The sequence below is a fragment of the Undibacterium sp. GW821-FHT07F11 genome (assembly GCF_059418665.1).
Window position 1 is genome coordinate 232788 of sequence record NZ_JBWKQH010000002.1, and the last position, 25848, is coordinate 258635.

Below are 25848 nucleotides of genomic sequence, written 5' to 3' on the forward strand. Positions count from 1 at the left end.
GATTTACCAAGATACATATTAAGGAGTACCAATATGGCCCGTACGGTCCACTGCATTAAATTAGACAAAGAAGCTGAAGGTCTGGACTTTCCACCTTACCCTGGTGAATTGGGCAAAAGGATTTATGAAAGCGTGTCCAAAGAAGCCTGGGCTGCCTGGCTCAAACACCAGACCATGCTGGTCAATGAAAATCGCCTGAACCTCGCTGATACCCGTGCCCGCAAATATCTGGCAACCCAGATGGAAAAACATTTCTTTGGCGATGGTGCTGATGCTGCTACCGGCTATGTGCCGCCAACAGAATAATTGTACTGCCCATCAGCTGGACGCTAGCTGCACAAAATAAAGAAAGCCCGCATCTGCGGGCTTTTTTGCTTCAAAACGGGCTGTATCAATAGAACTCTATCTTGCCAGTTTCTACATCCAGCATGGCACCGATGATCTTGATCTGGCCTTTGTCGGCCATTTCTTTCAGTACCGCACTCTTCTCCGTTACTGCCTTGACTGTCATCTTGACATTCATCTCTGCCACGGCTTCGACAAAATGATGGTTCTTTGACGAGCGGTCGCTGCCATGGCTATCTGGCGTTGCCTTAACCGCAGGCATGATCTTCGCTACCAGTTGCGTCAGATTACCCAGACTGGCATTATCGCAAGCTCCCTTGACTGCACCGCAGTGAGAGTGACCAAGGACAACAATGGTTTTGGAGCCGACAACCTTGGCTGCATATTCAAGGCTGCCGAGTATGTCTTCATTGACGATATTGCCAGCTACCCTGGCAATAAACAAATCACCAATACCCTGATCAAATACCAGCGAGGGATCAGAGCGTGAATCTATGCAACTGACGATACTGGCAAATGGAAATTGACCATCATGACCAGTTGCCTTGACCTGCGCAGGCAAATCACGTTTGAGCATATTGCCGGATACAAAGCGCTGGTTACCCTCTTTCAGCATACTGATTGCAACGTCAGGGCTGATCTTGCTTTGCATGGCTTGGTTCATTGCCACTCTGATGACAGGCTGGCTTGCCGTTGGCGACTGCGTTGCACAGGCCGACATCAATAATGCTGTCGTCAATGCGGCGATGAAGCTTAATGATGTGCTTGTCTTTTTATTTATATTCGTATTCATTTGCATAATCCCCTCATAAAATTGAACAACGGACGATTTCCCATTCACATTTAATTAATTGCCTATATTTACAGCAGGCCAGCCTGAAGTATTCCCTTGCTGATTTCAGAACTGCAAGGTTTTGACACCTTCTGCAGTCCCCAGCAAGCAAACATTTGCACCTTGACGTGCGAATAAACCAACTGTCACTACACCAACGATATTGTTAATCTGAGCTTCCATAGCGCGTGGATCATGGATTTGCATACCATGCACATCCAAAATCATATTGCCATTGTCAGTTAGCAGTGGCTGCCCATCCTTCATACGCAAACGCGCCTCGCCGCCCAATGCATTGAGCTTGCGTGCAACGACAGCGTATGACATGGGGATCACTTCTACCGGCAAAGGGAACTTGCCCAGCGCATCCACCAGCTTGGAACCATCAGCGATACAGACAAATTTTTCAGCAACAGAAGCAACGATCTTTTCACGCGTCAATGCCGCACCGCCCCCCTTGATCATGGCACCTTGTGGCGTTATTTCATCCGCGCCATCAATATATACCGGCATGGATGTCACTTCATTCAAATCCAGCACGGTAATACCATGAGAGCGTAACCGTGCCGCCGTCACCTCTGAAGACGCGACAGCTGCTTTGATTTTGTGCTTGATCTTGGCTAGCTCATCAATAAAAAAGTTCGCCGTAGAACCTGTACCTACGCCAACAATTTCACCTTCTACTACATAAGCAATTGCCGCCTGGGCGACGGCAAGTTTCAATTCATCTTGAGTCATGGTGCATTTCCATCATAGTTTAAAAATTGGCGGGATTTTACAGTAAGGCCCGACTTATTAGCAATTTGATCAAAACTTAGCAAAAAGAGTATCAAATTTGCCACAGTGGCGCTTCATCCATTAAAGCAACCTGCTCACGCAGTTCAAGTATGCGGTCTTGCCAGTAACGCTGGCTGTTGAACCATGGAAAAGCCGCCGGAAAAGCAGGATCACTCCAGCGCTGCGCCAACCAGGCGGAATAATGGATCAACCTCAAAGTTCGCAAGGCTTCGATCAAATACAACTGACGCGGCTCGAATTCAAAAAAATCTTCATAACCCACCAGGATATCGGTCAACTGGCTTTGCATCTCGTTACGCTCTCCCGATAACAGCATCCATAAGTCTTGTATACCCGGCCCCATACGGCTGTCATCAAAATCGACAAAGTGTGGGCCTGTTTCAGTACCCGACTCCAGCCACAAGACATTTCCCAGATGGCAATCACCATGCAAGCGTAGTTGCGGCACATCGCCCGCCCTGTCGTAGCAAGCCTGGATACCATCCAGAGCCTGCTGGCTGACGCTGGCGTAGGCCGCCAGTAAATCAGGCGGGATGAAATCATTTTCCATTAACCAGGCACGTGGCAAGACACCAAAACTTTGGGGATCCAGCGCTGGCCTGATTGCGTACTTGGTAGTAGCGCCGACAGCATGTATTCGCCCTATGAAACGACCCAGCCATTCCAGTGTCGCTGGGTCGCCGGTTTCAGGTGCGCGTCCACTCTGACGCTTGAACAGGGAAAAACGGAAACCCTGGTAATGCCGCAGGCTGTCGCCGCCCTCAGTTTGTAGCGCCGCCAGGACAGGAATCTCATGCGCCTGCAATTCACGCACAAAATCATGCTCTTCCTGTATTGCATCATCTGACCAGCGCAAGGGGCGATAAAACTTGGCAATAATCGGAGAAGCGTCCTCTATGCCTATCTGGTAAACACGGTTTTCATAGCTGTTCAGGGCCAGCATGCGGCCATCGCTACGCAAGCCACTGCTTTCAACGGCATCAAGGACTAATTCGGGTGTCAGCCCGGCGAATGAATCTGGGGGAATAAAATCTGTCATGCCGCTATTGTACGTGTCTGTCAGTGCATTCGATATAAAAGTCCTGCACAGCCAGCACACAAAGCGCTAAACTTCCGGTATTTTCATACTTACCTTTTCAAGAGTCACACCATGCATCTCGACGAACCACTAAGCGACAAAGAATTCAATGAACTCGACAAATTCCTCATGTCGGACAAGGTCGGTGACGATGGCATGACCATGGATGCCCTGCATGGCTACCTGACTGCCATTGCCCTTGGACCGGAGATGATACCCATGGCTGAATGGTTGCCACTGGTGTGGGGCTTGCCTGATCAGGGCGAACCCAAGTTCAAGAATGAAAAGGAAATGCAACGCATCACTGGCCTGGTGGCCCGCTTCATGAATGAAATACAAATCACTTTTGAAGTCGCACCGCAAGAATACGAGCCCCTGTTTTGTGTCATGGAACAGAATGGCAAGGAATTGATCGATGGCGAGACCTGGGCTTGGGGCTTTTGGGAAGGCATGCAGTTGCGTGAGGAAGCCTGGGAAGCCGCCTGGGAATCTGAAGAAATCGGCCCATTACTGCAACCTATCTATCTGCTGGGTGCGGAAGAGATAGAAGAAAGCGAATTGAAATTTGTTGATACGCCAGAAAAATGCCATGAACTGGCGTTGACGCTGGAAGCTTCCATCCCCAACATACGCCGTTTCTGGGCACCCTTGCGCAAATCTGGTGTCACCACGGTCAAGCGTGAGGCTCCAAAAGTAGGCAGAAATGATCCCTGCCCTTGTGGCAGCGGTAAAAAATACAAAGTCTGCTGCGGTGCTGAGCCTACCCTGCATTAATCATCTACATAATTAATTCTCTGCAAACCTGAAGCGCTGGAGGGAAACCTCTAGCGCAAAATTGCCCCGCCTGCATGTCTTCATGCTATTTTTGCGCTTCTCAATAACATGCTGGAGACTACCATGAGCTTGCAAGAACAATTCACCCAGGCACAAGCCGATTCAAAAAAACTGTCCGAACGTCCGGACAACATGACTTTGCTGAAAATCTATGCCCTGTTTAAACAAGGCAGCGCTGGCGACGCCACGGGCGATCGTCCTGGCATGACCGACTTTGTTGGCCGCGCCAAGTTTGATGTCTGGGCTGGCCTGAAAGGCACCAGCCAGGAAACAGCGATGCAGCAATACGTTGACCTGATCACGTCGCTCAAAGACTAAGTCGCGATCTTAAGCCGGAGGATTGAGCCAGTCACGTGGCTTGCCTTCAGTCAGGCCGGCAATCAGGTTATCTGCCGCACGGTTTGCCATTGCACGCCGGGTCGCTTCAGAGGCACTGGCAATGTGCGGTGTCAACACAACATTATTCAGTGTCAAAAAATCTGGATGGAATTTGGGTTCATTTTCAAAAACATCCAGGCCTGCTGCCGCAATCCTGTGTTCACGCAAGGCCGCAATCAGAGCCTGGTCATCGACAATGCCACCGCGCGCCAGATTCACCAGGGTTGCGCCCGGCTTCATCATTGCCAGCTCTGCCGCAGCGATGGTGTGATGTGAAGCTGCTGAATATGGCAGGACCAGCACCACATGGTCAGCTTGTTGCAGCAATTTTTCCTTGCTCACATATTGCGCGTTATTCGCATATGCTTCCTGCTCAACACTCAGACGCGAGCGGTTGTGATACATGACCTTCATATCAAAACCTGTAGAACGCCTCGCTATGGCCTGCCCTATCCTGCCCATGCCGATGATACCCAGAGTGGCACCATGTACATCTGCGCCCAGGAAAGAATCGAAGCGCCATTTGGTCCAGTGACCGGCGCGCAGCCAGTGTTCAGACTCCGTTACCCGCCGGGCGGTTGCCATCAGCAGGGCCCAGCCAAAATCAGCCGTGGTTTCATTCAGGACTTCTGGCGTATTGCTGGCCATGACACCGTGCGCAGTACAAGCCGGCACATCAATATTGTCATAACCGACAGCCATGCTCGCGATCATTTTCAAATCTGGCAACTGCTGCAACAGTTCAGCATTGATTTTGGCACTGGCTGTCGCCAGAGTACCGGCTTTACCTTTGAGCCTGCCAGCGAGTTCTGTGGGTGAAAAAATAATATCATCTTGATTCGACTCGACTTCAAAATACTGTTCCAGCTTAGTCAGCACTTCAGGAAAAATGGCGCGTGTTACCAGGATTGCAGGCTTCATGGTCTGGCCTTAATTAAAATAATATTGAAAAATAACAAATACTTGACATGCTAGTCCACCTAGCGGGGGGGACTGGCCAAATGCTGAATGATACCGTTTATATGCCAAATTTTCCTGCAGTCTTATAGCAGTTCAACAACTTTCATCCAGGCTATAATTCCTGCAAGAAAATTCATGCCAATGACGCAAATCAAGCTGGCTAATTAATAATTGACTTACAATTGCTCACTTTGGGCAGGCACCAGAAGCAAAGCGCCTTGATTCGGCTGCATTTGCTTATGCGCAAACTATATAAGCCTGATTTGTGAGAACTGCTAAATTGCCTTAAAATACAAGGCTTTGCAGCCCTAAGCCTATTTTTTGCGCTTAGACTGCGCCTAAATCCCGAATTTTTAGTTTAGATTGGACTGTTATGACCCACGTTGTGACCGAATCCTGCATCCGCTGCCGCTATACCGATTGCGTGGATGTGTGCCCGGTGGACTGCTTCCGTGCTGGCCCGAATTTCCTGATCATTGATCCAGACGAATGCATCGATTGCGCCGTGTGCGTTGCAGAGTGCCCGGCTAACGCCATTTTTGCCGAAGAAGATGTCCCGGCAGATCAACAGCAATTTATCAAGATCAATGCCGACCTGACCCGCAAATGGCCGTCGATTACCAAGACCGTTGCTCCTTTGCCAGATGCAGACGACTGGAAAGACGTCAAAGACAAATTGCAATATCTGGACAAATAAGTATCTGGAAAAGCAATACGGGCTTTTGTTAATCGGCTCAAACAAATCCGCAATATCAGGAATCATCTAGTCGTATGGAAAACAAACAAACTACCGCGGCCAACGCCGCCATTGAAGCAGATGCCGTCATCATCGGTGCAGGCCCTGTTGGGCTGTTCCAGGTATTCGAACTCGGCTTGCTCGAAATCAAGGCACACGTTATTGACTCCCTGGCAGTCGTCGGCGGCCAATGCGTAGAGCTGTATCCAGACAAACCGATCTATGACATCCCTGCCGTGCCAGTGTGCACAGGCCAGGAACTGACAGACAATCTGTTGAAGCAAATCGAGCCTTTCGAGCCAACCTTCCATTTGGGTCAGGAAGTGACTCTGGTTGAGCGCCGCGAAGATGGCCGCTTCGACCTGGAAACATCCACCGGTACACGTTTTATTACTAAAACTATTTTCATCGCTGCTGGTGTCGGGTCCTTCCAGCCACGCACTTTGAAGGTTGAAGGTATAGAAGCATTTGAAGGCTCGCAGGTTTTCTACCGCGTCAAAGACCCTACCCAGTTCCATGGTAAAAACCTGGTGATCTGCGGTGGTGGCGACTCTGCGCTGGACTGGGCGTTGAACCTGGTTGGCAAGGCTGAATCCGTTGTTGTCCTGCACCGCCGTGAAGATTTCCGCGCTGCGCCTGCTTCTGTCGCCAAGATGAAAGAACTCTGCGACAACTATGAAATGCAACTCACCATAGGCCAGGTGACAGGCATAGAAACCAAAGATGATTTGCTGTCTGAAATCAAGGTTACTGGTGCTGATGGCGTCACCCGCCGCATGCCGCTGGATACCTTGCTGGTCTTCTTCGGCCTCTCACCAAAACTCGGCCCTATCGCTGAATGGGGCCTGGACATAGAACGTAAGCAATTGAAGGTCGTCAATACCGAGAAGTTTGAAACCAATGTACCTGGCATTTTTGCCGTGGGTGATATCAACACTTACCCCGGCAAGAAAAAACTCATCCTGTCCGGCTTCCATGAAGCTGCACTGGCTGCGTTTGGTGCTGCACCGTATATTTTCCCTGACAAGAAAATCCACATGCAATACACCACCACATCACCAAAGTTGCACAAAATCCTGGGCGTGGAAACACCTGTTTTCGATTAATCCGGAAACTGTCAAACAAAAAAGCGCAAAGAAATATTTGCGCTTTTTTCTTGTCCAAATTCATGAGATCAGTTTGCCGGGACGTGGGAATCAGACTCCTTGAATTGATTGGCAATCTGATTGAACTCGTCCGTAATCTGCAGGAAGGCATCCAGGATATCAGGATCAAAATGTGTCCCATGCCCCTTACGCATGATGCTTATTGCCTCCTCATGCGAAAATGCGGGCTTATAGACGCGGCGCGAGATCAGGGCATCGTACACGTCGGCCACTGCCATCAGGCGCGCAGACAGGGGTATGGCGTCGCCCACCAGGTTTTCCGGGTAACCTGAGCCATCCCATTTCTCTTGATGCGAATAGGTGATTTCACGGGCGAAGCGTAAAAACTCATTACTCTCTCCCAAATATTTCTCTACCGAGAGTATGGTTTCTCGTCCATAGACAGTATGCAGCTTCATGACTTCAAATTCTTCTGACGTCAGCTTGTCGGGTTTCAGCAAAATATTATCGGGAATCCCCACCTTGCCTATGTCATGCAATGGTGCCGACTTGTACAGCAAGTCTATATTTTCATCTGTCAGTTCATTGCTGAAGCGGACATGGTTTTTGAGCTTACGTGCCAGTGCTGCAACATAGTTTTGAGTACGGCGAATATGGTTGCCGGTTTCATTGTCCCTGGTCTCGGCCAGTGAAGCCATGGCCATGATGATGGCGTCCTGCATCTTGCCCAGTTTGCGGGTTCTGTCCTGCACCAGGCTTTCCAGATGCTTGTTCTGGTCTTGCAATAAATGGCGCGCCCTGACCAGATTCAATTGCGTTGCGACTCTCGCCAGCACGATAGGCGGACTGATAGGTTTGCTGATGTAATCAACGGCTCCCAGACGCAGCCCCATTTCTTCATCCTGCACCTGGCTTTTAGCCGTCAGGAAGATAATAGGTATATCCGAGGTAGCAGCATCTGTCTTCAGGCGACGACAGGTTTCATAGCCATCCATTTCCGGCATCATGACATCCAGCAAAATCAGGTCAGGACCCGGCAAACTGGACGCAATTTGCAAAGCTTTCAAACCATTGGTGGCGATCTTGATTTTGTATTGATCCTTCAACAGACCCGACAACAGCGAGATATTATCGGGCGTGTCGTCAACTATCAGGACTACCTGTTTGGCATTTTGATCGAATACTTCATTCATACATCACCCCGATAAGAAGTAATTGCCCCGCATTCTCGTGAATGCCATGCATCAAACTGGATACCATCAAATCAAAGTATTTCATAACCGAGGTTTTTCGCACTATTGCTTAATAAATTCAGGGCTACATCGTAGTCAAACTGTCTGACTGCACGCATGATTTGCTTTTGCACGTCGACACCAAAAGCATTGGCAATCATATCTCCTGACTCTAACAGCAAGTCGACCGCTTCGCCATCGTAATCACGCAACAAGTTACAGCATTTTACAAGTAAGTCTTGCATGAGCTCATGATCAACCGGCAACAGCTCCACCACCTTGGCTTCGGTTTTGTTTGAGGATTTTTCCAGCGCCAATACCTGATCTATGGCATTGATGGTGATCAACATAGTTTGCGCACATCCATCGAGCACTGATGCCAGCTCCACTATATTGGCATTGTCATGCAATTTCAATTCAAGTTCTGTCGCATAAGGTTGTATGGCTTTGGCACCTATCAAACCAGCCACCCCTTTGAGAGTGTGCGCCAGGCGCTCTGCCAGTAAATGGTCGCCTGCTTCCAGTGCATTACGGATATGTTGAACCACATTGCGCTGGTCATCGCAAAACCGCGATAACAGCTCAAGATAAAATGAGCGGTTGCCCAGAGTGCGGCTCAAACCCTCTTCGACATCAATTCCCTCGATCAGCAAGCTATTGCTGATGTCTTGTATCGGCACTTGCACATTATCAAAATTGCTGCCAGTCACGTGATCCGGACACCAGTGCGAAATCGCGTGGTACAGCTCTTTGGGGTTGATAGGTTTGGCGAGATGCGCATTCATGCCGGAGGCAAAGCAAAGCTCGCGCTCTTCCACCATCGCATGCGCCGTCATGGCGACGATGGGTAAGTCATTAAAACGGGTATCTGCACGGATTAAGCGGGTGGCCTCGTGTCCATCCATCTCTGGCATCTGCACATCCATGAACACCACGCCGTAATACTCGGGATTGGTCTTATTCACCATGTCCACAGCAATTTTGCCATTACCGGCAATATCGACGGCAACACCCGCGGCCTCCATCAATTCACGGGCAATTTGCTGATTGATTTCATTGTCTTCAACCAATAGCACACGCAAGTCAGTATATTTAGGCACCAGAATGCCGTGACTGACAGGTATCGCGTAATTGGTACTGGAAAACAATTCAACCAGGCAATCCACCAGTGTAGAGGCATTCACGGGTTTGGTTAAAAATCCATCGGGCAAAGCGATATCGTCCCGGTAGCTGACCTCTTCACGCCCATGCGCACTGACCAGCACCATCAAGGGAGCAGGTTGCAGGGAACCATCGCGTTTCAAATAAGTAATGAGCTCCAGCCCATCCATTTCTGGCATACGCAAATCGGTAAATATCACGCCATAAGGGTGGGTAAGACTGCATTCCCTGACAGCCTGCAAAGCGGCGGCACCACTACTGACGACATCAATATCGACAGGTAATTCGGTTAATATTTCCTGCAAGATTTCGGCAGCGGCAGGATTATCATCCACAATCAATAAACGCATGCCATTGATGGCACCCGGCACCACCTGGCGCTGCACGACTGGCTGGGCAATGCCAAACCATCCGGTGAAGTATACGCAAGTGCCGCGCCCTGCTTCGCTGCGCAGTGCTATCTCGCCCCCCATTAATTCGACCATACCCTTGGAAATCGACAAGCCCAATCCCGTACCACCAAATCTGCGGGTAGTCGATTCATCAGCCTGACTGAAGGGGCGGAATAATTTATCAGACTGTTCCTCCGACATGCCTATGCCGGTATCACGCACTTCAAACTTGAGTTTGACTTTACCGCCCGCCATCTCCAGCGTCTGGCAGGTCACATAGATTTCTCCCTGCTCGGTAAATTTGATGGCGTTGTTGATGAGGTTGATCAAGACCTGCCCCAATCTCAATGGATCACCATTCAGATAACGAGGGATATCCGGCGGTGCGCGGAACAGGAATTCCAGTCCCTTCTCATCAGCCTTATCGGTCGTTACGGCAGAGATATTATTGAGCACATCGTCAAGATTGAAATCAACCTGCTCGATATTTAGCTTACCCGCTTCTATCTTGGAGAAATCCAGAATATCGTTGATGATACCCAATAAGGAAATCCCCGCCTTGTGGATTTTTTCCACATAGTCTTTTTGCTTGGGATTAAGTTCCGTTCTCAAGGCCAGATGTGCCATGCCTATAATGGCATTCATGGGCGTGCGGATTTCATGACTCATGTTGGCCAGGAACATGGATTTGGCTTCCGTCGTCTCTTCTGCATGACGGCGCGCCATTTCGGCTTCCTTCAATTCATTTTGCATTTGCAGGGTCTGCAGACGGATCTGTTCAGCCATGCTTTCCTTAAGCTGGGATTCAAGCAGTTTTCTCTGCGTGATATCCGAGACAAAAGACAAGGTTGCCGGACGCCCTTCCCAATCAATCATGACTGCAGACAATTCTACCCAGATGATGGATCTGCTCTGATGATTTTCGATGCGGAAGTGGTAGTACTGCTCAACATCTTCACCACGCAAACGTCGTGTGTGATGGTCGATCACCATCGGTCTGTCATCCGGATAAATCGCCGTAATGAAAGACATTTGCGCCAGTTGTTCAGCACCATAACCCGTCAAACTTTGCACCCGCGGATTGGCAAAAACAATGCGACCATCCTGCACCACCAAAATACCTTCCGTCACATTATTGATGAGCTGACGGTAGTGTTGCTCAGACTTGCTCAAGTCTTCTTCGAGCTGACGACGGGCAGAAATGTCCATGACCACCCACACCGTGCCATGGGTCAAGTTGGTCTTATCAACGGCACGACCTGAGAAATGCACCCAGAACAAGGTGCCATCACTGCGTCGCATTTTCAGTTCAGTTTCAAACGCTTCGCCCTTCAGAACAGACTGATTGACCAAAGCTCCCGATTCCAGATAGGCCTCACGCGACTCATAGAAAGGTTCAAGCGAAGCACCCAGTACGTTGTCGCGCGCGACACCAAATATCTGGCACAAGGGTGTGTTCACCCATTGCACGCGCCCCTGATTATTCAGGAAAACCATGCCGACGATGGAATTTTCCAATATGGTTTCACGCTCGGCCAGTATGCGCTTGAGCTCGTCTTCCAGTTGGCGACGCTCAACCATGGCACGTTCAGCCATGCGCCGTGCCAGCTCGGCTTCTTTCAACTCATTCCTGATGTGCAAGGTTTGTACATGGACACGGGTTGCCAGCCCTTGCGCCTTGGCAAACAAGTCAAGATAGCGCTTTTGCTCGTTATAGGCTTCCTTCCATTCACCCAGTTCAGTAAATATCTCAGACAATTCCTTGATAGCCCGCAGTGGCATATAGATATAACCATTGCCACCGACTTCATCAACGGCACGGCGTAAATCACGTATGGCTTCAGGGTAACGCTTATGGCTGCGATGCAGGTGGCCACTGACCCACCAGCTATACGGCTTCAGGTGTTTATCCTCAAAGCTGTCCAGCAGACCCATGGCAGTTTCACTGAGCTTGTCGGCCTCATCCACCTGGCCACGCATCGCCAGCGTATAGGCCGCGACTGACAAGCAAAAGGCGCGGCTAGAATTATCGGCATTCTCACCACTCTTGATGCCACCTATATACGAGGCAATGGCCTGGTAGGCTTCTTCATATTTGTCGAGCGATACTTTGCACAAAGCCAGCATGGTGGACACAAAAGGTGCCAGCCAGCGTTCGCTGGAATTGACAGCAATGTCCCTGGCTTCCTGCAACAGGACTTCGGCATCTTCTGCATTGCCACTGACGTAAAAAATTTCACCCAGGTTGGCTGTCACTTGCGCGACGCGATTGGGTATTTGCAGCGCACGCGCATCATTCAATGCAGTGTAAAAATGACGTATGGCTTCTTCGGTATATCCCAGTTCCTGCGACAAGATACCCAGGGTGTTATAGACGACGACAGAAATACGGCTGACCTTCATGCGCAAGGCAGGCACGATGCGTGAATGACACAGGGCATAAGCGTCCTGCACCTGGCCACGGCGACGCCAGACCGCCACCGTGCCAAACAGGGCGAACGCCATGCCTTCATGCTCATCCACTGATTCGAACAAAGTTGCCGCGCGATCGAATACGGGCGCAGCCTGCTCCATGTGGTCATCAAAATAATCAGCAAAGGCATCGATCAGGTCTGCAGCAATCAAAGCCGTCGGGTTGGACTTGCCAGGCTCTTGCTGGCGCATGGCAACGGCAATCTTGCGGCCGTCTGCCGGGTTATCGCGCATCAAGTCCAGAGCGTCGAGGCAAAGCTCGCGCCAATGGATTTCTGCTAGAGAACTATCTTTACTCATTCTACTCAGCTCTTCAGAAAGAAATGATGCAATGAAAAAACAAATTGAACCTATGAAAACCTATTTGAAGACCTTTACATCTCTACTGGCGGCCTGCATACATGCACCTGTCTGATACCCATTTTTTGCCAGGCTCTGTATTTCACCAGACGCTATACATACTGCAATATTAATGCGAGTGACCTGCTTATGGATGAACATAGCCAGAAACTGTGTCTTTTAACTGAATAAATAAGCAAATCAACCGGTTTTAAGTTTTGAGAATGCCAAAGAAACAGCGACAGAAATGGTCAACTCATGAAAAATAACTTAAATTTCAACATTTCCACAAGAAATCATTGCATATAAATCAATAATTTAACATTAATTCACACCAACAACTTGCGCAAGTCTTTTGCTCAGCCAAAAATTTTTAAAACTGGTTTATGATGCATTGCAACAGTTCGATTAAGTGTTTTTTCTAAGCTTGTTTCGCCCTGTGTCATTTGGCCTTAGCTATCCTGTTTTTGCCAGATGAATGCGTGGCCCCCTATTTGAAAGATTCACTATGCTTTATCAATTTCATGAGCTCAATCGCGCCTTTTTGAATCCCCTGACTCAATGGGCGGAAGCATCTTCAAAACTGTTCACCAATCCAGTCTCGCCTTTGGCGCACACGCCTTATTCGCAGCGCATAGCTGCAGGCTATGAATTATTGTTCCGACTGGGCAAAGACTATGAAAAACCAGAATTCGGTATTACATCTACCACCATAGACAAGCAAGAAGTCGAGATTGCGCAAAGTACAGCGGTGATCAAGCCTTTCTGCAAACTGCTGCACTTCAAGAAAGTCTTGAGTGACAAAGAACTGACAAAGCTGAACCAGCCTAAGGTATTGCTGGTTGCCCCTCTTTCTGGTCACCACGCAACCCTGCTGCGTGATACCGTACGCGGCTTGCTACCCAAGCACGACGTGTATATCACCGACTGGACTGATGCGCGCATGGTGCCCCTGTCTGCCGGCCCTTTCCATTTGCATGACTATATTTATTACGTCCAGGACTTTATCCATTATCTGGGTGCCGGTACACACGTGATTTCCGTGTGTCAACCGACTGTGCCGGTATTGGCTGCGATTTCCCTGATGGCGACGGCCAAAGATCCCCTGCTGCCTAAGACCATGACACTCATGGGCGGCCCTATTGATCCGCGTAAATCACCAACGCAGGTGAATAACCTGGCAACGGAAAAGAAATTTTCCTGGTTTGAGAACACCGTGATCTACAGTGTGCCAGCAAATTACCCTGGCTATGGCCGCAAGGTCTACCCTGGTTTCTTGCAACATACCGGCTTTGTTGCGATGAACCCGGACCGCCATGCACAAAGTCACTGGGACTTCTACCAGCACCTGATACAGGGTGACGATGAGTCCGCTGAACAGCATCGCAAATTCTATGACGAGTACAATGCGGTACTGGATATGCCTGCCGAGTACTATCTGGAAACCATTAAATCCGTGTTCCAGGAATTCCGCCTGCCGACCGGCACCTGGGAAGTCGAAGGCAAGCTGGTCAGGCCACAAGATATCAAGAACGTTGCCCTGTTCACGGTAGAGGGTGAGCTTGATGATATTTCTGGTCCGGGCCAAACCCAGGCAGCCCATGATTTGTGCAGCGGCATCCCTGCTAATATGAAACAGGATTATGTCGCACCCGGCGCAGGACATTATGGTATTTTCTCTGGCCGTCGCTGGCGCGATATCATTTGCCCGAAAATCGGCGAATTCATTAAAGAACATTCTTGATTCCCGGATCATAAGCAAAGACCACGACCCTGAAAGCGTCGTGGTCTTTTCATTTGCAGACTCTGATTGTAGCCTCTGATGTTTAGGGGGATAATCACGGCTCTCTATTGTTTCTTGTGATTACCGTGCCAGATTCTCTTGCAGACCAGCTGGAAAATGCCCTGCCACAAACCCAATGCACCAAATGTGGCTACCCTGCCTGTCGCCCTTACGCTGAAGCCATGGCCAATGGCACAGCCAACCACAATCAATGCCCGCCAGGTGGTCAGGAGGGTGTAGTACGTCTTGCCAGCATACTGGGCAAAGCGGTCATTCCACTGGATATCGGCCATGGACTTGAGCGCGAAAGACCCGTCGCAAAGATAGAAGAAGCTTACTGCATAGGCTGCACACTATGCATACAGGCCTGCCCGGTCGATGCGATTATCGGTGCACCCAAACAAATGCATAGCATCATCAATGAACTATGTACCGGCTGCGATCTTTGCGTTGCGCCTTGCCCTGTCGATTGCATCAGCATGCTACCCATCACCACAGGTAAAACTGGCTGGGATGCCTGGAGCCAGGCACAAGCAGATCAGTCACGCCAACTTTATGCATTGCGTAATCAGCGACTGATACGCGAAAAACAGGAGAATGATGATCGCCTGGCTGCCAAGGCTGCGGCCAAGCTGATCGCAATGGAAACTGAACCTGCAATGAGTGCCGAAGAAATCGCCAGTAAAGAACGCAAGAAAGCCATCATTGCAGCAGCCATAGAAAGAGCGCGCATTAAAAAACTGCAAGCGCAATCCGAAGATAAAGCAGAAGGTGATAAAGAATGAATGCAGTAAAGCGTCAGGCCATTTTTGAACGTCTGCGACAACAAAACCCTCATCCAACCACTGAGCTGGAATACACAACGCCATTTGAATTATTAATTGCTGTCCTGTTGTCGGCACAGGCCACTGATGTGTCGGTGAACAAGGCTACCCGCCTGCTTTATCCGGTAGCCAACACGCCCAGGAAAATCCATGCTCTCGGTGTTGACGGGCTGATCCCTTACATACAGACCATAGGCCTGTTCCGTACCAAGGCCAAGAATGTCATTGAGACTTGCCGCATCCTGATGACTGAGCATAACAGTGAAGTGCCGCGCCAGCGCGAGGCACTGGAAGCCTTGCCGGGCGTAGGCAGGAAAACCGCCAATGTCGTCATGAATACAGCCTTTGGTGAAGCTACCATCGCTGTGGATACACATATTTTCCGGGTATCGAACCGCACTGGCATTGCACCTGGCAAGAACGTCGATATCGTCGAACAAAAATTAATGAAATTTGTGCCTCAAGAATTCAAACAGGATGCACATCACTGGCTGATACTGCATGGCCGTTACACTTGCATCGCCAGGAAACCCAAGTGCTGGAATTGCATGATTGCCGATCTGTGTGAATTCAAGCAAAAAACACCCCTGCCTGAAACGGTCTGAGTAATCTAAGAAAACAGCAACACAAAAACAAAGCGCCTGCAAAAAAATTGCAGGCGCTTCTTGTTTTAACCTCAATGTTCAGATACTGAACAAGTGGATCAGACGATCTTGCAAGCCTCGTCAAAACTCAAACGGGGTGAACGTGGAAACAGTTGCTGCGCATCGCCATAACCCAGGTTGCAAATGAAGTTAACTTTGACGGTAGTACCGGCAAAAAATGCTGCATTGAGCTTGTCTGCGTCAAAACCTGACATAGGACCGCAATCCAGCCCTACTGCACGTGCGGCAAGCATGAAGTAAGCCCCCTGCAGGGACGAGTTACGGAAAGCCGTCGCATCGATGTTGGCCTGGTTGCCAGCAAACCATGAGCGGGCATCGGCATGCGGGAATAACTGTGGCAGTTTTTCGAAAAATTCCATGTCCATGCCTATGATGGCAGTTACTGGCGCAGTTTTGGTTTTTTCAAAGTTACCCTGGGAAACACAGCCCAGCAATTTTTGCTTTTCTGCATCCGACCTGACAAACACGATACGTGCCGGTGAACAATTGGCAGAAGTGGAACCCCACTTCATCAAGTCATATATTTCTTGCAATTGCGCATCAGAGACTGGCTTGTCCAGCCAGGCATTATGGGTACGTGCATTGGTAAACAAGGTGTCGAGAGCATCTTTGGATAACATGGGCTTCCTTTCAAATAATCGGTGGATAATAACCCAAGTCACCAAAAGCTTCAGGGCAGCAAAAGAAAATACCTTTTACAATAGGCGCACTTTTTAATTTGGACTTGTTCATGTTCACCCCTAGCCAGCACGATGTACGCCGTTTTTTTTGTGAAACCTTCAGGAAAACCCGTGAAAACCTGATACTGACGCCACTGGAAATCATTGCCTCTGACTGGATCAGACAGCATCCTGAATATGATCATGATCTGGCAGACATCGAGCAGGCTCTGCAAGCGAACTACAGCGTGGATCAGGGGCAAACCAATCCTTTTTTGCATTTGTCCATGCACTTATCAATAGCCGAACAAATCTCGGTCGACCAACCGCCTGGTATCAGACAGGCATTTCAGCTACTGGCCAGAAAACATCAGTCTGAGCACGAGGCACACCATGAAATCATGGAATGCCTGGGGGAAATGATCTGGAACTCACAAAGGACGGGGCTGCCGCCAGATGGGCAAGCTTATATCGAGTCGCTGAAGATGCGCTGCAGTTAAGCTGCAATTAAGCTGTTGCACAATAACAGGATTTGCAGACACATTTTCTGGTGGCACAAAGCAAAAAAGCGAGGCTGAGCCTCGCTTTTTTTTGTGTGACAAGCAATTACTTCAGTTGATCGTTCAAGAGTTGCAGGATTTTATCTGCCACTGGTGAGGATTCAACCTTGCCATCGCTGCCATGTACAGATACCTGGCTGGTTTCGCCAGTGGTCGTGTTCTTGACCAGGATGCGGTATTTCTGTGCATTCTTGGCTGCATCGCTGGATGAACCGAACGAGAACAGGCGGGAGAAGAAGCCTTCGCTGGCCCCCTTGGTCTTGGCATCAATGTCCTGATCAACATAACGGACAAAGTACAAGCCTTGGGAACGGTCACGGTCTTCCACTGTAAAGCCTATGCGGTCCAGTGCCAGACCTACCCTGCGCCACGAACGGTCAAATGCCTCATCCACTTCAACAAAAGTTTTGCCATCGACCTTCAGCAATTGCGAGTGTGGCTTGCCTGGTGCGCTAGGTGTCGCCACTGCAGTCTTGGCTTTTTCACCATCTGTACCCAGGCGCACCATCAAGCGCGACAGGAACTCAGCTTCAAGGCCAGGGTCAGCCGCACGTGGCGTCCATACCGTACCATCTTTTTGCGCACCAACCAGTACTTCTTGCGCACCGCGATGGCTGATATAAATTTCTACCTCGCCATTTGCGCCACGCTCAAGACGGGTGCGGAATTTGTCACGCTCGCCTGTCGAATACAAAGAGTCAAGCACCTTGCCCAAAGTACTGCGGATAATATCCTGAGGGATTTTGGCGCGGTTTTCTGCCCAATCGGTTTCCATGACGCCAGCTTCCTGATTTTCTACATTGATCAGGAAACCCAATTCTTGCCAAAAGTCTTTCAACTGTGGCCACAAGGCTTCAGGTGTGTCTTTGACTACCAGCCAGCGGGCATTGCCATTGCGTTCTATACGCATGTTCTGGACTTGCTTGGGCGCGACTACACCAGAATTGCTGGCGACTTTATTTCCTCTTTCCAGGTTATAGCTGGAGGCTGTAGCACTGCTTTTGTTTGCTTCAGGGATGGAAAAACGACTATCGCGTCGAATTTGCGTCAAATCTGGTGGCACCTCAAGGGATGCGGTCGTTGCCTTACTGGCGCTTCTATAGTCGATCCGGTTTGGTTCGAGAATATTGCCGATTGAACTACAGCCAGTCAAACCTGCCAGCGCCAATGCGCCTATGATGCCGTTTTTAGCAACAAAGCTTTTTGCCATGTGAAAGTCCCTACGTATTAGTATCAATTAAAACTGCGTGAAGCAAACGTGCAAGTTTCCAAGCCGTTCAGGGGAATCATTGTAATACACCAGCCTCACGCATCGCTGCGCGAACGGTTTCATGATATTGCTCAGCCATTGTCACCAAAGGCAGACGGATACCGCTTGGTATCAAACCCATTTCCACCATCGCCCATTTCACTGGCAATGGATTGGGCTCAATAAACAATTTATTGTGCAAAGGAATCATGCGGTTATTGATGGCAATGGCTTCCTTGATATCACCACGCATGGCAGCTGCACACAATTCATGCATGGCTTTGGGAGCAACGTTGGCCGTGACCGAGATATTACCCTTGCCACCATACAACATCAGCGCCACTGCAGTTGCATCATCACCTGAATACACAGCGAAAGTAGCAGGAGCCAGACGTATCAAATCTGTGCCTCTGGCAATGTTACCCGTTGCATCCTTGACACCAATAATGCCAGGCACTTGTGCCAGGCGCAGTATAGTCTCATTCGACATATCTGCAACCGTACGGCCAGGTACATTGTACAAAATGATAGGGATATCAACGGACTCAGCAATCTTCTTGAAGTGCTGATACATGCCTTCCTGAGTAGGACGGTTGTAATAAGGAACGACTTGCAAAGAAGCATCGGCACCAGCCTGTTTGGCGAACTTGGTCAGGTTGATTGCTTCTTCTGTCGAATTACCACCGGAACCGGCAATGATAGGGATGCGTTTATTGGCATGTTCGACCGCTACACGTATTAATTCGCAATGTTCCTCAACAGAAACAGTGGGAGACTCACCTGTCGTGCCTACGATGACGATACCGTCTGTGCCTTCGGCGATATGCCAATCTATCAATTTGCGCAAACAAGGCAAATCAAGACTGCCATCTGCATGCATGGGGGTTACGATCGCAACCAGACTACCCTGAATCTTTGTCATGTTAATGCAAGAAAAAAGTAAAACCCTGATTGTAGCGGATACGCTGCTAATCGGGGCGCAAATAGCTGGAATAAGCCTCTAAACTTGTGAGCATTTGCTTCAAAGCTTATCCAAAACACTGATTTTTTCAGTTTTTCTGGCACAAATACGCTGCACCATGGCAGCTTTTGGTAGCCCGACATAGCCATCTTCGTAAGCAATGACAGACATAGTCACTTGGGGATTAGACTGCATTTGCGCCAGAAGTTCGCCCGGACGCAATAAAAAAGCAGGATTAGAGGGTTTACCAAAATTTTCATTACCGGCAGCGAAGGTTTCATAAATCAGCAGACCATCCGGTTTCAGACTGGCGAGCAAATGCGGAAATAATGGCCGGTGCAGGTAATTGCAGACGACGATAGCGGCGAAACTATGATCGGCAAAAGGCCAATCGTAGCCTGCATCACCAGCCTCAAGATCATGGAGTTGCGTCTTGATACCAAGATCATTCAGCGCAGGAAACCCCTGCCCATCCCTGTCCAACCCATGAACAGGCAAGGCTAATGAATGTAAATAAAAACTATTTCTACCGCTACCACAAGCCAGATCCAGCACCACCCCGCTCTGCGCCTGCAGCAAATGAGAAAATCGCTGCAACCATGAAGAAGGATTGGGACTTTGGTGAGTGACAGCCTCAGCCAATTTTACTTGCATCATCTGCCCCATTCTCAAAACAAGAAACACCACGTGACCAACATACGCACTTGCGCAAACTGAATATTCAAGTCAAGAGCGCGATAAATGGTGATGCCAGCAACTGCAAAACATAGCCGCCCAATGTCATCACAGGAATCATCCAGTACTGCAATACCTGCAACAATGCCAAACCTATCAGGATAAAGAAACAGTAAGGTTCTATCTTCGCAAACTTGTAGGCCTGTGCATGAGGCAACAGGCTCAGCAAAATCTGCCCGCCAGCAAGCGGTGGTATCGGCAATAAATGAAAAGCAAACATGGCCAGGTTAGTCACAACGCCGGCACGCGCCATTTTTGCAAAAAAAGGCTCTTCCACAGCCAGAGCGACAAGTACGATGGACAACAGCATCCATGCAAATCCCATCAGCAAATTAACCGCTGGCCCAGACAGCGCTATCCATTTCAAGTTCTTTTTTGGATCGCGCAGCATGGAATAATTCAGAGGCATGGGCTTGGCGTAGCCAAACAGGAATGCGCCCTGGGTCACCAGATAAAGAACGACAGGAATGACCAGCGTTCCCATAGGATCAATATGCACCAGGGGATTAAAACTCAAACGTCCTTGTGCCTGCGCCGTTGTATCGCCGAAATAGCGTGCCGCATAACCACGTGCAGCCTCATAAAGAGTAATGGCGAAAACGACAGGCAGTGCATAAACCAGAACGGTTTGTATCAGTTCATTCATGAATCAGCTCTAAGTGGTTACAAAGAAAAAAAAATCTTATCAGTAGTGCTGCGGAACAAGCTTGTCACTTGTCCTTTGCAACTTAAAGACCAAAAAGAGCAATATCGCCACGCCCCTGGCGTACCAGTTCCGGGGCGCCACCAGTCATGTCAATCACGGTCGTCGGCACCAGGCTACAGGCCCCGCCATCAATGACCAGGTCAACCAGTTTTGCCAGTCTGTCCCTGACCTGTTCAGGATCAGTCAAAGGCTCTTCTTCTTCAGGCAAGATCAGTGTTGTGCCCAGCAAGGGTTGCTTCAACTCTTCCAGCAAGGCATGGGTAATGGAGTTTTCTGGCACGCGCAAGCCTATAGTCTTGCGTGAAGGATGACTAAGGCGACGCGGCACTTCCTTGGTCGCTTCCAGTATGAAAGTATATGGCCCAGGTGTCGCGGCTTTCAACATGCGGTACTGGCTATTGTCAACTTTGGCATAGAGTGCAATTTCTGACAGGTCGCGGCACAGCAAAGTGAGATGATGCTTTTCATCAACGCCACGGATTTTACGCAGGCGCGTGACTGCATCCTTATCGTCCAGATGACAAACCAGCGCATAGCAAGAATCCGTAGGCAAAGCAACGATGCCACCATTATCAATAATTTGCACTGCCTGCTTGATCAATCTCAGTTGCGGATTATCAGGATGAATTTGAAAAAATTGGCTCATAAAAGAATAAAGGCGGTAGCTCAGCTACCGCCGCATAATAATGACTAAAATTAACGCATGTTCTGTAGTGCGGCAATACGTTGTTCAAGTGGCGGATGCGAAGAGAACAAAGCACTCCAGCCCGGTGCATCACTTATGCCGGACGCCGCCATGGATTTTGGTAACTCGCCTGGTTGCAAACCACCTAGCCTCGCCAGCGCATGCATCATGGGCTGGCGGTTACCAAGTAAATTCGCCGAACCGGCATCTGCACGAAATTCACGCTGACGCGAAAACCAGGCAACGATCATCGACGCAGCAATTCCGAACAGGATTTCACATACGAACACCGTGATCATATAGCCTATACCCGGCCTGTCGTCATCACCATTGCGAAATACTGCTTTATCGACAGCATAACCTACCACTCGCGCCAGGAAAACGACAAAAGTATTCAGCACACCCTGTATCAAGGTCATGGTCACCATGTCGCCATTGGCGATATGCGCAACTTCATGACCGAGTACGGCTTCTACCTCCTCCCGCGTCATGCCTTCCAGCAAGCCGGTAGAAACAGCAACCAGCGCTGAATTTTTAAAAGCACCGGTGGCAAAGGCATTTGCCTCACCATTATATATCGCCACCTCAGGCATGCCGATACCGGCTCTCTCTGACAAGGCTTTGACAGTATTGACCAGCCACAGTTCAGTAGAGGTAGACGGAGATTCAATGACCCTGGCACCCGTTGACCATTTTGCCATAGGCTTACTGATCAGCAAGGAGAAAATAGCACCAGTAAAACCAACCACCAGAGAAAATGCCAACAGTGTCGACAATTGCAGGCCATTCGCGGTGAGATACCGGTTAACGCCCAACACGGACAGTACAACAGACATGACGGCGATAACCGCCAGATTTGTCAGCAAAAACAGGACTATACGTTTCATGAACACCTCCCACGGGAAATCACACGATTCATACTCTGTTAAATATGGCTTAGATCATCAATTTCAAGACAGAGACCACTGCTCCCACACTGGTTTAGCCATTTTAGGCAAGGCTGGCAAGCGACCTATATCCACCTCTGCATCTTGCGGGGAATGGAAGTCAGAACCACGTGAGGACAAGAAGCCATAATGAGCAGCAATCCTGGTGTACTCATCATACTGATCTACGGTATGGCTGCCTGTCACGGTTTCTATTGCCAGACCGCCAAGATTTTTGAATTCGGTAAAAAAGGCGTCGTATGCCAGCGGACTCAGGTCATAGCGCCCCGGATGCGCCACTACAGCCACGCCACCAGCGCCACGTATCCAGGCAACAGCTTCACCCAGCGTTGCCCAGCGATGCGGCACAAAACCAGGCTTGCCGTCAGCCAGATAATGCCTGAATACATCTGATACTGTTGCGCAAGCACCAATCTCGACCAGATAACGGGCAAAATGCGAGCGCGAAATGAGGTCAGGGTTGCCGACGTATTTGAGCGCACCTTCATAACTGTTTGCTATTCCAGCCTTGCTTAACAACTCCGCCGCCATGTCACGTGCACGACGTTCACGGCCCGAACGTGTTTGTGCCAGGCCATTGACCAGATCAGGATTGGTTTCATCGATATTCAGGCCGACGATATGGATGGTTTTGCCAGCCCAGGTGATAGAAATTTCAACGCCAGGTATATATCCCATGCCCAGATCAAGGGCAGCCGCACGCGCTTCCGGAATGCCGCGCACTTCGTCATGATCAGTCAGTGCCCAAACGTCTACACCATTCGCCTTGGCGCGTTCGGCCAATTGCGCAGGAGCAAGCACACCATCAGAGACGATGGAGTGACTATGCAGATCGGCATTTAATTCTGGAGATAACATGATGAATACTATGGAAAATCAGGCTGACGGTGTTCATTTTTTCCAGACTGCCTGTTTTAGCCAGGAATTACTTATACATGCACCGCCCTACCCAAGCATTGTACTCCCCATGACAGGATCGTGCTGCACTGCACGATCCTATACTTGCTTGTCCCACTTAAAGCTTCATTTCTACCCGCAAAGTCCAGGTGGTATAGGTTTTGGAAGTGTTGTAATCAATATGATTAATACCACCGGTTGTCACGGTGCTGCTGGTCAGATAATCATTGGCACGCAGATTATTGGCAGACAGGCGCACCTGCAAGTTTGGATTGAATTTCCACAGACCATAAAAATCCAGCTGGCGCTTAATGCCTGTAGTGTTAACTTGCGTATCACTGCTTTGTATGACGTAAGCTGGCGTCCAGTTGATATTACCCCCAACCGTCAGCGGGATACCTGCAGGACGATAATCCAGGCCAAAATTCGCAGTTTGTGTTGGCTGCTGGTCAAGACGGTTATTCGGCCCTTGAATATCATCCACGCTGGACCAAAAACGACTGTAGTTGCTGCGTACATCGATAGCGGGCCCATCCGGGAAGAACTCCTGCAACTGGAATTTCGCTTCCAGCTCTATGCCTTTGGTAGTTGCATGACCAATATTGACAGGCGATGAAACCCAGCGCAAACCAGTGCTGGTATTTGTCAGCACAGTGCGCCTGCGTATCAGGTCATCAATATTACGCACAAAGAAATTGGCACTGACAATGCCTGCACGCGTCAAATAATGCTCGAAAGCCAGATCAATACCCTTGGACAATTCCGGTTTCAGGGATGGATTACCGGTACGATCAGGGCGCGTAGGGCTGTTTAAATTTGAAATACTGGGCAAAGCAATCAGGTCATTCAATGCTGGCGCACGATAACTTTGCGTCAGGCTGGCTCTGACCTGGTCCTTGCCCGCACCAGGAATGCGCCAGACACCATGCAGCACTGGGCTCCATACGCTACTGCTATTATCAATAACTCTGCCCGCAGACGTACTGCTGGTTTTAATGCCTTCCCATCGCAAACCTGCATAAGCAGAAAATTGCGGACTGATATCAAATTCATCCTGTGCAAAAACGGCCAGGCGACGGGTACTGGCGTCGAGGTTATCACCAGATTCTGCAAACTGTGGCAAACCATTATCCAGTGATACCCGCGTCTGTGTACGCTTGCCAGCCTCCAGATCCCAGCCTGCCGCCAGAGTATGGCCTTCACCATAAGGCATGGTGAATTTACCGCCAGTATTGATGCTGCTGTCACGGGTATTATTGACATCGCTAATGACATCAATCTGCTTGCCGTCTTTATCGAACTGATAGCGCAGTGAAGAACTATCCATCTTGCCAGCACCGCCACCGAACTTGATGTTCAGTTTGGAATTGTCTTCAAACTTATGCTGCCAGTTGCCAAAACCGCGCAGGAAAGTTGTTTCTGCATGAGTGGACGATGTCGCCAATGCGTAAGGCAAAGGAGCAATCAGTGTCGCCGAACGGAATATCTGATCCACCTCGCTCTGCCCGCTGGAATCGCTACGCGAATTCATCAGAAAGGGCTGCATCGTCAAGGTGTCGCCATTCTCAAATTTATAATTAAAGCGCGGCGTTAAATGTATGCCAGTAGTCTTGCGATTGGTTTGATCCTGTTGATTCTGTATCAAAGCATCATTGCCAGCAGGATCTTTTTCAGAAGTAAATGTACGTCCATCATCATGCTGGCGATTCTGAAATACCGAACCACTCAAGGCATAGGACAAACTACCAATTTCGCCAGGCATAGTCAGCGATATATTTGGTGCCAGCCTGCCCTGTTCATAGCCCAGGGAGAATTTCAAATCCACATCTTTTTGCTTGTATTCTTCGCGCAAGACAATATTGATGGTACCTGCAACGGCCTGGGTACTATATTCGGCAACAGTACCCCGGATAATTTCTATGCGCTCAACCTGATCTGGCGTCAGGCTGTCCATGGAAAAACCACGGGGCGCCCTTTCACCATTTAGCAATATCTGGGTATAACCGTTACCCATGCCGCGCATGCGTATATCACCACCACGCCCGGGGCGTCCGCCTACGGTCACACCTGGCAAACGTTTGAGTACCTCACCAAGACTGCTGTCACCATTCCTGTCCAGCTCTTCTCTGCCAAAAATAATCTTGGCAGCAGTAGATTGACGGCGCTCTTCCTGGTCAGTGCGGCCACCACTGATGGTAACTTTCTGTATAGTGTCTTTGACAGCGGGCGCATCTGCTTTTTTATCACCCGCTTTGGCTTTGACCTTGGCGTCCTGAGTATTTTCTTCAGTGGTTTTAGGGGACTCAGGAGTAGTCGTCTGCGCATAAGCAAACGTGGTGACCGAGAAAACACTGGCAACAGCCAGTGTCAGGGTACGCAATCTAAATTTTGGATACATAGGCTTCAAACAAGAAAATACAAAACTGCATGAACACAGGCTAAGCCCATGTTCTCATGTCGAGATTGTATTTTTAAGCAAGCTTGAATACCAGCAAAGACTGGTTCATATTTGTA

Annotated in this window: 24 protein-coding genes; 9 read left to right on the forward strand and 15 right to left on the reverse strand. The window is 49.4% G+C overall.

All coding sequences use genetic code 11. The features are described 5' to 3' along the window. Window positions 1-33: 33 nt before the first annotated feature. Window positions 34-306 (forward strand): oxidative damage protection protein, encoded by a 273-nt coding sequence (locus tag AC07OI_RS04815; protein ID WP_110253792.1) that lies wholly within the window; start codon window positions 34-36, stop codon window positions 304-306. 85 nt (window positions 307-391) lie between these two features. Here AC07OI_RS04815 and AC07OI_RS04820 read toward each other — a convergent pair whose 3' ends face one another. The 3 genes from AC07OI_RS04820 to AC07OI_RS04830 form a co-directional block, all read right to left on the reverse strand. Continuing rightward, the gene (locus tag AC07OI_RS04820) at window positions 392-1138 is read right to left on the reverse strand and encodes a carbonic anhydrase family protein (RefSeq protein ID WP_495256453.1); all 747 of its coding nucleotides are present in this window, start codon (window positions 1136-1138) and stop codon (window positions 392-394) included. Window positions 1139-1243: 105 nt separating this feature from the next. Further along, a complete protein-coding gene (gene rpiA, locus AC07OI_RS04825; RefSeq protein ID WP_492702901.1) occupies window positions 1244-1915 on the reverse strand; it encodes a ribose-5-phosphate isomerase RpiA in 672 nt (223 codons plus the stop codon). Between the two features lie 91 nt (window positions 1916-2006). After that, window positions 2007-3014, reverse strand: a complete 1008-nt coding sequence (locus tag AC07OI_RS04830) for a serine/threonine protein kinase (RefSeq protein WP_495256454.1) — start codon at window positions 3012-3014, stop codon at window positions 2007-2009. 111 nt (window positions 3015-3125) lie between these two features. Here AC07OI_RS04830 and AC07OI_RS04835 point away from each other — a divergent pair, with 111 nt between their 5' ends. Then, window positions 3126-3827 (forward strand): UPF0149 family protein, encoded by a 702-nt coding sequence (locus AC07OI_RS04835; protein WP_495256455.1) that lies wholly within the window; start codon window positions 3126-3128, stop codon window positions 3825-3827. A 123-nt stretch (window positions 3828-3950) separates the two neighbouring features. Beyond that, window positions 3951-4205 carry an acyl-CoA-binding protein gene (locus tag AC07OI_RS04840; RefSeq protein ID WP_495256456.1) on the forward strand — a complete coding sequence of 85 codons (255 nt, stop codon included), beginning with the start codon at window positions 3951-3953 and terminating at the stop codon, window positions 4203-4205. A 9-nt stretch (window positions 4206-4214) separates the two neighbouring features. On the opposite strand, the gene AC07OI_RS04845 is transcribed toward AC07OI_RS04840, so the two are convergent. Further along, a complete protein-coding gene (locus AC07OI_RS04845) occupies window positions 4215-5186 on the reverse strand; it encodes a 2-hydroxyacid dehydrogenase (protein WP_495256457.1) in 972 nt (323 codons plus the stop codon). A gap of 412 nt (window positions 5187-5598) precedes the next feature. Between AC07OI_RS04845 and fdxA the strand changes: the two genes are divergently transcribed. Beyond that, on the forward strand, window positions 5599-5922 hold the full coding sequence (gene fdxA, locus AC07OI_RS04850; RefSeq protein WP_186951675.1) for a ferredoxin FdxA: 324 nt from the start codon (window positions 5599-5601) through the stop codon (window positions 5920-5922). 74 nt (window positions 5923-5996) lie between these two features. Beyond that, window positions 5997-7067: an NAD(P)/FAD-dependent oxidoreductase gene (locus AC07OI_RS04855; RefSeq protein ID WP_492702896.1), complete on the forward strand. Its 1071-nt coding sequence runs from the start codon at window positions 5997-5999 to the stop codon at window positions 7065-7067. Between the two features lie 68 nt (window positions 7068-7135). On the opposite strand, the gene AC07OI_RS04860 is transcribed toward AC07OI_RS04855, so the two are convergent. Together AC07OI_RS04860 and AC07OI_RS04865 are read right to left on the reverse strand one after the other, a co-directional pair. Beyond that, window positions 7136-8260 (reverse strand): HD-GYP domain-containing protein, encoded by a 1125-nt coding sequence (locus AC07OI_RS04860; protein ID WP_492702895.1) that lies wholly within the window; start codon window positions 8258-8260, stop codon window positions 7136-7138. Window positions 8261-8331: 71 nt separating this feature from the next. After that, window positions 8332-12624, reverse strand: coding sequence for a response regulator (locus tag AC07OI_RS04865; protein WP_495256458.1), 4293 nt, complete (start codon window positions 12622-12624; stop codon window positions 8332-8334). A 547-nt stretch (window positions 12625-13171) separates the two neighbouring features. Between AC07OI_RS04865 and AC07OI_RS04870 the strand changes: the two genes are divergently transcribed. The 3 genes from AC07OI_RS04870 (at window position 13172) to nth (ending at window position 15875) form a co-directional block, all read left to right on the forward strand. After that, window positions 13172-14407, forward strand: a complete 1236-nt coding sequence (locus AC07OI_RS04870) for a polyhydroxyalkanoate depolymerase (RefSeq protein ID WP_495256459.1) — start codon at window positions 13172-13174, stop codon at window positions 14405-14407. Window positions 14408-14532: 125 nt separating this feature from the next. Beyond that, window positions 14533-15231, forward strand: coding sequence for an electron transport complex subunit RsxB (gene rsxB, locus AC07OI_RS04875; RefSeq protein WP_495256460.1), 699 nt, complete (start codon window positions 14533-14535; stop codon window positions 15229-15231). Beyond that, window positions 15228-15875 carry an endonuclease III gene (gene nth, locus AC07OI_RS04880; RefSeq protein ID WP_492702891.1) on the forward strand — a complete coding sequence of 216 codons (648 nt, stop codon included), beginning with the start codon at window positions 15228-15230 and terminating at the stop codon, window positions 15873-15875. The genes rsxB and nth overlap by 4 nt, the downstream gene beginning before the upstream one ends. 98 nt (window positions 15876-15973) lie before the next feature. Here nth and AC07OI_RS04885 read toward each other — a convergent pair whose 3' ends face one another. Next, window positions 15974-16555, reverse strand: coding sequence for a malonic semialdehyde reductase (locus AC07OI_RS04885; RefSeq protein WP_492702890.1), 582 nt, complete (start codon window positions 16553-16555; stop codon window positions 15974-15976). Window positions 16556-16665: 110 nt separating this feature from the next. Between AC07OI_RS04885 and AC07OI_RS04890 the strand changes: the two genes are divergently transcribed. Beyond that, window positions 16666-17094, forward strand: coding sequence for a DUF1841 family protein (locus AC07OI_RS04890; RefSeq protein WP_495256461.1), 429 nt, complete (start codon window positions 16666-16668; stop codon window positions 17092-17094). Between the two features lie 106 nt (window positions 17095-17200). Here the strand turns inward: AC07OI_RS04890 and bamC are convergent, their stop codons facing one another. From bamC to AC07OI_RS04930, 8 genes are all read right to left on the reverse strand, one after another. After that, a complete protein-coding gene (gene bamC / locus AC07OI_RS04895; protein ID WP_492702888.1) occupies window positions 17201-18364 on the reverse strand; it encodes an NlpB/DapX family lipoprotein in 1164 nt (387 codons plus the stop codon). Window positions 18365-18440: 76 nt separating this feature from the next. Then, window positions 18441-19325 (reverse strand): 4-hydroxy-tetrahydrodipicolinate synthase, encoded by an 885-nt coding sequence (gene dapA, locus AC07OI_RS04900; RefSeq protein ID WP_495256462.1) that lies wholly within the window; start codon window positions 19323-19325, stop codon window positions 18441-18443. A 99-nt stretch (window positions 19326-19424) separates the two neighbouring features. After that, complete coding sequence (locus tag AC07OI_RS04905; RefSeq protein ID WP_495256463.1) at window positions 19425-20048, reverse strand: class I SAM-dependent methyltransferase; 624 nt, start codon at window positions 20046-20048, stop codon at window positions 19425-19427. 37 nt (window positions 20049-20085) lie between these two features. Further along, a complete protein-coding gene (locus tag AC07OI_RS04910) occupies window positions 20086-20745 on the reverse strand; it encodes a site-2 protease family protein (protein WP_492702885.1) in 660 nt (219 codons plus the stop codon). Between the two features lie 82 nt (window positions 20746-20827). Continuing rightward, the gene (locus AC07OI_RS04915) at window positions 20828-21451 is read right to left on the reverse strand and encodes an L-threonylcarbamoyladenylate synthase (RefSeq protein WP_492702884.1); all 624 of its coding nucleotides are present in this window, start codon (window positions 21449-21451) and stop codon (window positions 20828-20830) included. 50 nt (window positions 21452-21501) lie between these two features. After that, complete coding sequence (gene htpX / locus AC07OI_RS04920) at window positions 21502-22377, reverse strand: protease HtpX (protein WP_495256464.1); 876 nt, start codon at window positions 22375-22377, stop codon at window positions 21502-21504. Between the two features lie 63 nt (window positions 22378-22440). Further along, entirely contained in the window at window positions 22441-23295 is an 855-nt protein-coding gene (locus tag AC07OI_RS04925) for a 3',5'-nucleoside bisphosphate phosphatase (protein WP_492702882.1), read from the reverse strand. 157 nt (window positions 23296-23452) lie between these two features. Then, window positions 23453-25732 (reverse strand): TonB-dependent receptor plug domain-containing protein, encoded by a 2280-nt coding sequence (locus AC07OI_RS04930; RefSeq protein WP_495256465.1) that lies wholly within the window; start codon window positions 25730-25732, stop codon window positions 23453-23455. Window positions 25733-25848: the final 116 nt, after the last annotated feature.

Coding starts and splice junctions, on each gene's coding strand:
- AC07OI_RS04815 (WP_110253792.1), top strand. CDS start 34: ATGGCCCGTACGGTCCACTGCATTAAATTAGACAAAGAAGCTGAAGGT.
- AC07OI_RS04820 (WP_495256453.1), bottom strand. CDS start 1,138: ATGAATACGAATATAAATAAAAAGACAAGCACATCATTAAGCTTCATC.
- rpiA (WP_492702901.1), bottom strand. CDS start 1,915: ATGACTCAAGATGAATTGAAACTTGCCGTCGCCCAGGCGGCAATTGCT.
- AC07OI_RS04830 (WP_495256454.1), bottom strand. CDS start 3,014: ATGACAGATTTTATTCCCCCAGATTCATTCGCCGGGCTGACACCCGAA.
- AC07OI_RS04835 (WP_495256455.1), top strand. CDS start 3,126: ATGCATCTCGACGAACCACTAAGCGACAAAGAATTCAATGAACTCGAC.
- AC07OI_RS04840 (WP_495256456.1), top strand. CDS start 3,951: ATGAGCTTGCAAGAACAATTCACCCAGGCACAAGCCGATTCAAAAAAA.
- AC07OI_RS04845 (WP_495256457.1), bottom strand. CDS start 5,186: ATGAAGCCTGCAATCCTGGTAACACGCGCCATTTTTCCTGAAGTGCTG.
- fdxA (WP_186951675.1), top strand. CDS start 5,599: ATGACCCACGTTGTGACCGAATCCTGCATCCGCTGCCGCTATACCGAT.
- AC07OI_RS04855 (WP_492702896.1), top strand. CDS start 5,997: ATGGAAAACAAACAAACTACCGCGGCCAACGCCGCCATTGAAGCAGAT.
- AC07OI_RS04860 (WP_492702895.1), bottom strand. CDS start 8,260: ATGAATGAAGTATTCGATCAAAATGCCAAACAGGTAGTCCTGATAGTT.
- AC07OI_RS04865 (WP_495256458.1), bottom strand. CDS start 12,624: ATGAGTAAAGATAGTTCTCTAGCAGAAATCCATTGGCGCGAGCTTTGC.
- AC07OI_RS04870 (WP_495256459.1), top strand. CDS start 13,172: ATGCTTTATCAATTTCATGAGCTCAATCGCGCCTTTTTGAATCCCCTG.
- nth (WP_492702891.1), top strand. CDS start 15,228: ATGAATGCAGTAAAGCGTCAGGCCATTTTTGAACGTCTGCGACAACAA.
- AC07OI_RS04885 (WP_492702890.1), bottom strand. CDS start 16,555: ATGTTATCCAAAGATGCTCTCGACACCTTGTTTACCAATGCACGTACC.
- AC07OI_RS04890 (WP_495256461.1), top strand. CDS start 16,666: ATGTTCACCCCTAGCCAGCACGATGTACGCCGTTTTTTTTGTGAAACC.
- bamC (WP_492702888.1), bottom strand. CDS start 18,364: ATGGCAAAAAGCTTTGTTGCTAAAAACGGCATCATAGGCGCATTGGCG.
- dapA (WP_495256462.1), bottom strand. CDS start 19,325: ATGACAAAGATTCAGGGTAGTCTGGTTGCGATCGTAACCCCCATGCAT.
- AC07OI_RS04910 (WP_492702885.1), bottom strand. CDS start 20,745: ATGAATGAACTGATACAAACCGTTCTGGTTTATGCACTGCCTGTCGTT.
- AC07OI_RS04915 (WP_492702884.1), bottom strand. CDS start 21,451: ATGAGCCAATTTTTTCAAATTCATCCTGATAATCCGCAACTGAGATTG.
- htpX (WP_495256464.1), bottom strand. CDS start 22,377: ATGAAACGTATAGTCCTGTTTTTGCTGACAAATCTGGCGGTTATCGCC.
- AC07OI_RS04925 (WP_492702882.1), bottom strand. CDS start 23,295: ATGTTATCTCCAGAATTAAATGCCGATCTGCATAGTCACTCCATCGTC.
- AC07OI_RS04930 (WP_495256465.1), bottom strand. CDS start 25,732: ATGTATCCAAAATTTAGATTGCGTACCCTGACACTGGCTGTTGCCAGT.